This window comes from Micromonospora mangrovicola (assembly GCF_047200535.1).
Taxonomy (GTDB): domain Bacteria; phylum Actinomycetota; class Actinomycetes; order Mycobacteriales; family Micromonosporaceae; genus Micromonospora.
On sequence record NZ_JBJZOG010000176.1, the window covers coordinates 1 to 7,533 of the forward strand.

Annotated in this window: 8 protein-coding genes and 1 pseudogene; 5 read left to right on the forward strand and 4 right to left on the reverse strand. The window is 72.8% G+C overall.

What is annotated here, in order from left to right:
- Positions 1-362: pseudogene (locus tag ACL02O_RS33140) on the forward strand (hypothetical protein); the annotation flags it as partial.
- A gap of 6 nt (positions 363-368) precedes the next feature.
- Here the strand turns inward: ACL02O_RS33140 and ACL02O_RS33145 are convergent.
- From ACL02O_RS33145 to ACL02O_RS33155, 3 genes are all read right to left on the reverse strand, one after another.
- Entirely contained in the window at positions 369-1,079 is a 711-nt protein-coding gene (locus tag ACL02O_RS33145) for a response regulator (RefSeq protein WP_412822128.1), read from the reverse strand.
- Positions 1,076-1,288 (reverse strand): sensor histidine kinase, encoded by a 213-nt coding sequence (locus tag ACL02O_RS33150; RefSeq protein ID WP_412822129.1) that lies wholly within the window; start codon positions 1,286-1,288, stop codon positions 1,076-1,078. Before ACL02O_RS33150 ends, ACL02O_RS33145 begins: the two co-directional genes overlap by 4 nt.
- Positions 1,289-1,364: 76 nt before the next feature.
- Positions 1,365-2,288, reverse strand: a complete 924-nt coding sequence (locus tag ACL02O_RS33155; RefSeq protein WP_412822130.1) for a RecB family exonuclease — start codon at positions 2,286-2,288, stop codon at positions 1,365-1,367.
- 72 nt (positions 2,289-2,360) lie between these two features.
- Between ACL02O_RS33155 and ACL02O_RS33160 the strand changes: the two genes are divergently transcribed.
- The 3 genes from ACL02O_RS33160 (at position 2,361) to ACL02O_RS33170 (ending at position 5,182) form a co-directional block, all read left to right on the forward strand.
- Positions 2,361-3,512 carry a site-2 protease family protein gene (locus tag ACL02O_RS33160; protein ID WP_412822135.1) on the forward strand — a complete coding sequence of 384 codons (1,152 nt, stop codon included), beginning with the start codon at positions 2,361-2,363 and terminating at the stop codon, positions 3,510-3,512.
- Positions 3,509-4,468, forward strand: coding sequence for a tRNA (adenine-N1)-methyltransferase (locus tag ACL02O_RS33165; RefSeq protein ID WP_412822131.1), 960 nt, complete (start codon positions 3,509-3,511; stop codon positions 4,466-4,468). Before ACL02O_RS33160 ends, ACL02O_RS33165 begins: the two co-directional genes overlap by 4 nt.
- A gap of 141 nt (positions 4,469-4,609) precedes the next feature.
- Positions 4,610-5,182 carry a hypothetical protein gene (locus ACL02O_RS33170; RefSeq protein ID WP_412822132.1) on the forward strand — a complete coding sequence of 191 codons (573 nt, stop codon included), beginning with the start codon at positions 4,610-4,612 and terminating at the stop codon, positions 5,180-5,182.
- 57 nt (positions 5,183-5,239) lie between these two features.
- On the opposite strand, the gene ACL02O_RS33175 is transcribed toward ACL02O_RS33170, so the two are convergent.
- Positions 5,240-5,533 carry a ferredoxin gene (locus ACL02O_RS33175; RefSeq protein WP_412822133.1) on the reverse strand — a complete coding sequence of 98 codons (294 nt, stop codon included), beginning with the start codon at positions 5,531-5,533 and terminating at the stop codon, positions 5,240-5,242.
- 177 nt (positions 5,534-5,710) lie between these two features.
- Here ACL02O_RS33175 and arc point away from each other — a divergent pair, with 177 nt between their 5' ends.
- Positions 5,711-7,492 carry a proteasome ATPase gene (arc, locus tag ACL02O_RS33180; protein WP_412822134.1) on the forward strand — a complete coding sequence of 594 codons (1,782 nt, stop codon included), beginning with the start codon at positions 5,711-5,713 and terminating at the stop codon, positions 7,490-7,492.
- The last annotated feature ends 41 nt before the right edge of the window (positions 7,493-7,533 follow it).

A 7,533-nucleotide genomic window follows, 5' to 3' on the forward strand; every position in this document is an offset into this window, starting at 1 on the left:
CTGAGGAGGCGGGACGCATCGCCGAGGGCATCATCGAGGCCGCCGAGTGCTTCCACGGCCGGCTCCCGGAGGCGTTCGGCGGTTTCGAACGCGAGTTGACCCGGCATCCGGTCCAGTATCCGGCCGCGAACAGCCCGCAGGCGCTGGCCACCGGAGCGCCCCTGCTGCTGGTGCGCACCGTGCTCGGCCTCGAGCCGTATGAGGAGGACCTGGTGGTCGCGCCGGCACTGCCCGAGCGGTTCGGCCGCCTCGAACTGCTCGACATTCCCGGCCGGTGGGGCCGGGCCGACGCCATCGGGACCGCGGCCCACCCGGAGCCGGTGGAGCGCCGGCCGGTGACGGAGGTGGCCTCCACGGGCTGACCACGGTCACCGCCGGGGCCGCACCAGCCCCGTCTCGTACGCCAGCACCACGGCCTGAACCCGGTCGCGCAGCCCCAGCTTGGTCAGCACGTGCCCGACGTGGGTCTTGATGGTGGTCTCGCTGACCGACAGCGCCCGGGCGATCTCGGCGTTGGACAGTCCCCGCGCCACCTGCACCAACACCTCGCGCTCCCGTTCGGTCAGCGCGTGCAGCTCCTTCGGCGGGGCGGCCGCCGGGTCGGGCAGCACGTCGGCGAACCGGTCGAGCAGCCGGCGCAGGATCCGCGGCGCCACCACCGCCTCCCCGGCGGCCACCGTCCGGATCGCGGTGACGAGGTCCTCGGCGGGCACGTCCTTGGCCAGGAAGCCGCTCGCCCCGGCCCGCAACGCGCCGACGACGTACTCGTCGAGGTCGAAGGTGGTGAGGATGAGCACCCGCACCGGCAGCCGGGCGTCCACGATCGCCCGGGTCGCCGCCACCCCGTCCATCCGGGGCATCCGGATGTCCATCAGCACCACGTCCGGCAGCAGCCGGCGGGACAGCTCCACCGCCTCCAGGCCGTCCCCGGCCTCGGCCACGATGTCCAGGTCGTCCTCAGTGCCCAGCACCATCCGGAAGCCGGCACGCAGCAGCGGCTGGTCGTCGGAGAGTAGGATCCGGATCGGCCGTTCCGTCGCCCCGCTGTCGGTCATCCGTCTTCCCTCGTCGGCGCTCATGCCGGGACCGTCCCGGCGGACTCGACCGGGACGCGCGCGTGCGTCCGGACGCCGCCGCCGGCCCGCGGACCGGTCCGCGGCACCCCACGGTAGAGGGCGACCCGTCCCCGCGTCCCGACCAGGCCGTGCCCGATCCGATCGGCCGCCGGTGCCGGGCCCGGACCGGTGTCGGTCACCTCCGCCGCCGGGAAACCGTCGGTCCGGGTCATGCCACGACGCTGGCCGCCGCCCGGCGCGATCCGTCGCCGCCGGTGTCGTGGCCCGCCGCCTCCTCGGGGAGAAGGGTCACTCGTCGGCGCCGGGGACGACCGGCCGGGACCGGGCGTCGGTCAGCGGGTCACCCGCACCGGAGGCCGGGAACGGCGGCGGCGTGCCGCCGAAACTCGGGCAGAGCGCCTGGTGGCTGCACCAGTCGCAGAGCCGGCTGGGGCGGGGACGGAAGTCCTGGCGCGCGATGGCCTGCTCGATCGCCTGCCACAGCGCGACCACCGTGCGCTCGAATCGCACCAGCTCGTCCGCGTCCGGGGTGTAGTCGCAGACCTCGGCGTCCTTGAGGTAGAGCAGCCGCAGCACCCGCGGCACCACGCCCCGGGTCCGCCACAGCACGAGGGCGTAGAACTTGAGCTGGAACAGGGCCCGCGCCTCGAACGCCTCCCGCGGCGCCCCGCCGGTCTTGTAGTCGACCACCCGCAGCGCGCCGTCCGGGGCCACGTCGAGCCGGTCCAGGTAACCCCGGATCAGCAACTCCTCGTCGACCACTGCGGAGATCAACGCCTCCCGCTCGGCCGGCTCCAGCCGGCGCGGGTCCTCCACCGCGAAGTAGCCCTCCAGCAGCCCCGCCGCCGAGCGGAGGAACTCGGCCGGCCCGGCGGTGTCGCCGTCGGCGAACAGGCTCGCCAGCTCCGGCTGCTCGGTGATCAGCCGGTCCCACTGCGGGGCCACCAGGTCGCCGGCCGACTCCGGGGTCCGCGCCGCGGCCGGCAGGTCGAACAGCCGCTCCAGCACCGCGTGCACCAGCGTGCCCCGCGCCTGCTCGACGGTGGGTCGCTCGGGCAGCCGGTCGATGCTGCGGAAGCGGTAGAGCAGCGGACAGGTCTTGAAGTCCGCCGCCCGCGACGGCGACAGCGATGCCCGCACCGTGGGCGGCGGCACCGCCGAGCTGGGGTTGTCGCAGGTTTCCTGCGCGTCGGTCACCGGTTCCGCCGTCATGTCCGAAAGGTTAGGGCACGGGTGTGACAGGGCCGTCGCCGCCGCGCCGGAGCATGATCCGCGCCGCGTAGCATCGACCCGGTGGAGCAGGGGAACCGACGGCCGCGCCGTACCCGGCTGACCGTCGCCCGGGTCGGTGGGGTGCCGCTGCGTGTCGACGCCTCGATGCTGCTGCTCACCGCGCTCGTCACCGTCCTGTACGCGGCCCTCGCCCGCCGCCAGCTCGACCTCGGCCACCTCGGCGGCTACCTCGTCGGCCTGGGCTTCGCGGTCTCCCTGCTCGGCTCGGTGCTGCTGCACGAGCTGGGGCACGCGCTGACCGCCCGCCGGTACGGCATCGGTGTGCGGGGGATCACCCTGGAACTGCTCGGTGGGTACACCGAGATGGACCGGGACGCCCCCAGTCCCAAGGTCGACCTGCTGGTCTCCCTCGCCGGCCCGGCAGTCTCCGCGGTGCTCGGCGGGGCCGCCGTGGCCGCCACCCTCGCCCTGCCCGTCGGCACCCTCGCCCACCAGCTCGCCTTTCAGCTCGCGGTCTGCAACGTGGTGGTCGCCGCCTTCAACAGCCTGCCCGGGCTGCCGCTGGATGGTGGCCGGGCGCTGCGCGCCGCCGTGTGGGCACTCACCCGTGACCGGCACCGGGGCACCGAGGTGGCCGGCTGGATCGGCCGGGCCGTCGCCGTGGCCACCCTGGCCCTGGTGGCCCTGCTCACCCTGCGTCGGGCGATCGCGCCGCTCGCCCTGCCCCTGATGCTGCTCGTCGCCGTCACCCTCTGGCGGGGCGCCGGCCAGTCCATTCGGCTCGCCCGGATCAGCCGTCGCCTTCCGCTGGTCGACCTGGCCCGGCTGGCCCGCCCGGTGTTCCCGGTGCCCAGCGGCACCCCCCTCGCGGAGGCGCAGCGCCGGTGCGCCGCGGCCCCGCCCCCGGGGCTCGCGCTCGCCGTGGTCGACGGCGCCGGGCGACCGGTCGCCCTGGTCGACCCGGCCCGCGCCGAGGCCGTACCCCCGGAGCGGCGGCCGTGGCTCGCGGTGGACGCGGTCTCCCGGGACCTGGACGGCCTGCCCGCCCTGCCGGTGGGCGCGGACGGCGAGCACGTGCTGGAAACCGTACGCACCCACCCGGGCGCACAGTACGTCGTGACGGCAGGCGAAGATGTCGTCGGCGTTCTGCACATCGCGGATCTGGCTCAGCTCCTGGAACCCAAACGGAAGACGAACACGTGACCGCACATTCCTCCGCCGCCCCGGCCCTGCCTCCAGTGCACCGGGGGCCGTTCCGCCCCGGCGACCGGGTGCAGCTGACCGACCCCAAGGGGCGGATGCACACCGTGACGCTGGAGCCCGGCAAGGAGTTCCACACCCACCGGGGGATCCTCAAGCACGACACGCTGATCGGCCTGCCTGACGGCAGTGTGGTCACCACCGCCGGCGGCGGGACCGCGTTCCTGGCCCTGCGGCCGCTGCTGTCGGACTACGTGCTCTCCATGCCGCGCGGCGCCCAGGTGATCTACCCGAAGGACTCCGCCCAGATCGTCGCCATGGGCGACATCTTCCCCGGTGCGAAGGTCCTCGAGGCCGGCGCCGGCTCCGGCGCGCTCTCCTGTTCCCTGCTGCGCGCGGTCGGCACCGAGGGCGAGCTGCACTCCTGGGAGGTCCGCGAGGACTTCGCCCAGATCGCCCGGCGCAACGTCGAGGCCTTCTTCAACGCCCCACACCCGGCCTGGCGGCTGCACGTCGGCGACGTCGCCGAGTGTCAGGAGACCGGTTTCGACCGGATCATCCTGGACATGCTCACCCCGTGGGAGACCCTCGACATGGTCGAGCGGGCGCTCGTCCCCGGCGGCGTCTTCATCGGGTACGTGGCCACCACCCCGCAGCTGTCCGAGCTGGTCGAGGCGCTGCGCGAGCGTGGCGGCTGGACCGAGCCGCGCGCCTGGGAGTCGCTGGTGCGGGACTGGCACGCCGAAGGGCTGGCCGTCCGCCCCGACCACCGGATGATCGCCCACACCGCGTTCCTGGTCTCCGCCCGCAAGCTCGCCCCCGGCGTCACCGCGCCGCCCCGGCGGCGCAAGCCCAGCAAGGGCACCGAGGCGTACGTCCAGCGGCGGCAGGCGCTGCGGGAGGCGGAGGCGGCCCGGCAGGCGGCGGCCGAGGCGGAGCAGGAGACTGACCGGCCGTGACCCGGCGCGGGTGGATCGTGTGTCCCGGCGGGGGCGGCACCGGAGGGGCGGAGAGGGCGGCATGAGCGAGCGGATCATCGAGCACCGCGCCCGTCCCGGCGGGTGGGGCCGGCGGCGGCACGGACACCGGGAGGCGCTGGCATGAGCAGGCCCGGCTACGGCAACGGCGATCTGCCCGCGGTCTTCCCCGACTGGTCGCCCTACGCCGACCTGGAGTCGGCGGCCCGGGCGTACCTGCGCGACCCCGACATCGCCCTGGACGCCCTCGGCGGGGTGCTGCGCGGAGCGTCCGTGCTCGGCTTCACCCTGGAGCGCTTCGTCAACGAGGTCAACGGTGTCTGGCAGGAGGTCGTCGTCTGCGACGGCAGCCGGCTCATCCTCTGGCACGGCGAGGACGTGCCGCCGGGGGAGGGGCCGCCCGGCTCGATGACCTCTTCGCTGCGGGTGGTGCCGGTCTCCACGGTCACGGAGGTCGGCTGCCGCCGGCGGCTCACCCGTGCCGACAACGGTGAGGTCCGGGTCGACAGCATCGACGTCTACCTGCTGCTCACCTCGCTGGACGAGGCGCCGCCGGGCGACGAGATGGCCGGCGCGCCCCGGCACGACGCGCTGCGCTTCGGCAAGACGCTCGACGACGGCGGAGCCGGCCAGATCGCCCGGTTGGAGGAGTTTGCCCGACTTGTTGCCTCGGTGGTCGGTCGTCCCGTGCTCTGAGACGCTCGCGGGCCGGGGACGCTCCCGTCCCGGCCCGCGCCGCGATCCGTCAACCGGTCAGTCGTCGGCCTCCGGGCCGGCCACCTCGACGCCGTCGCCGCCGCGCACCACGTGGATGCACTCGCCCGGGCACTCCTTCGCCGAGTCGATCACCTCGAGACGCAGGTGCTCCGGCACGTCGACCCGGGCGCCCGCGGCCTGCCTCAGCTCGCCGTCGGTGCCCTTGACGTACGCCAGGCCGTCGACGTCGAACTCGAAGACCTCGGGCGCGTACTGCACGCACAGCCCGTCGCCGGTGCAGAGGTCCTGGTCCACCCAGACCTGAAGCTGGTCCGTCGCGACGTCGGTCACGAAGCACCCCCCATGTTCTCCCGTCCCACGCCACGACGGTACCCGAACGCCCGTACCCGCCCGTCGACCAGCCCTTGGCGATCAAGCTTCGGTGACGAGCGCGTTGCGTGGGACCGAATCGAGCTCATAGCGGCTAGTGTTAGCTCAGAACGTTCAAGCCCCCCGGGGAGGTGGGACGTGGCACGCAGCGACGACGCGGACTCGCGCGCCGCACGGTGGGAGAAGGAGGCCCACGATCTCTCCACGCAGGTCGCGTTCCTGCAAGAGGAACTCGCCCTGGTGCGGCGCAAGTTGACCGAAAGCCCCCGACACGTCCGGCAGCTCGAGGAGCGGCTGGCGGCCACCCAGGCCCAGTTGGCGCGGCTGACCGAGAACAACGAACGGCTCGTGAGCACCCTCAAGGAGGCTCGCGCGCAGATCGTGACGCTCAAGGAGGAGATCGACCGCCTCGCGCAGCCGCCGAGTGGTTACGGCGTCTTCCTGGCGAAGCACGACGACGGCACGGTGGACGTCTTCACCGGCGGGCGCAAGCTCCGCGTCGCCGTCTCGCCCTCGCTGGAGGTCGACGAGCTGCGCCGTGGCCAGGAGGTCCTGCTCAACGACGCGCTCAACATCGTCGACGCGCTCGGCTACGAGCGGGTCGGTGAGGTCGTGATGCTCAAGGAGGTGCTCGTCGGACCGGGCGACGCCCCGGGTGACCGGGCGCTGGTCGTCTCCCATTCCGACGAGGAGCGCATCGTGCACCTCGCCGAGACCCTCATCGGCACGCCGATAAGGGCCGGCGACTCGCTCATGATCGAGCCCCGCTCGGCGTACGCGTACGAGCGGATCCCGAAGAGCGAGGTCGAGGAGCTGGTTCTGGAGGAGGTGCCCGACGTCGACTACGAGGACATCGGTGGCCTCCAGGCGCAGATCGAGCAGATCCGCGACGCGGTGGAGCTGCCCTTCCTGCACGCCGACCTGTTCCGCGAGCACCAGCTCCGGCCGCCGAAGGGCATCCTGCTCTACGGCCCGCCGGGCTGCGGCAAGACGCTGATCGCCAAGGCGGTGGCCAACTCCCTGGCAAAGAAGATCGCCGAACGGCGCGGCGAGGAGAAGCACACCAGCTTCTTCCTCAACATCAAGGGCCCCGAGCTGCTCAACAAGTACGTCGGAGAGACCGAGCGGCACATCCGGCTGATCTTCCAGCGAGCCCGGGAGAAGGCCGGCGAGGGCACCCCGGTGATCGTGTTCTTCGACGAGATGGACTCGGTCTTCCGCACCCGCGGTTCCGGCGTCTCCTCCGACGTGGAGAACACCATCGTCCCGCAGCTGCTCAGCGAGATCGACGGCGTCGAGGGCCTGGAGAACGTCATCGTCATCGGCGCCTCCAACCGGGAGGACATGATCGACCCGGCGATCCTGCGCCCCGGCCGGCTCGATGTGAAGATCAAGATTGAGCGGCCGGACGCCGAGGCGGCCAAGGACATCTTCTCCAAGTACATCCTCGCGGGCCTGCCGCTGCACGCGGACGACCTGGCCGAACACGGCAGCGACCCGCAGGCCACCGTGGCGGCGATGATCGACGCGGTCGTCCTGCGGATGTACTCGGAGACCGAGGAGAACCGCTTCCTCGAGGTCACCTACGCCAACGGCGACAAGGAAGTCCTCTACTTCAAGGACTTCAACTCCGGCGCGATGATCCAGAACATCGTCGACCGGGGCAAGAAGATGGCTATCAAGGAGTTCCTCACCTCCGGGCGCAAGGGGCTGCGCCTGCAGCACCTTCTCGACGCCTGCGTCGACGAGTTCCGCGAGAACGAGGACCTGCCCAACACCACCAACCCGGACGACTGGGCGCGAATCTCCGGCAAGAAGGGCGAGCGGATCGTGTACATCCGCACCCTCGTCTCCGGCGGCAAGGGCGCCGAGGCCGGGCGGTCCATCGAGACCGCCAGCAACACCGGCCAGTACCTCTGACCGACGACGAACGGGCCCGGGGGGGGGGGGGGGGGGGGGGG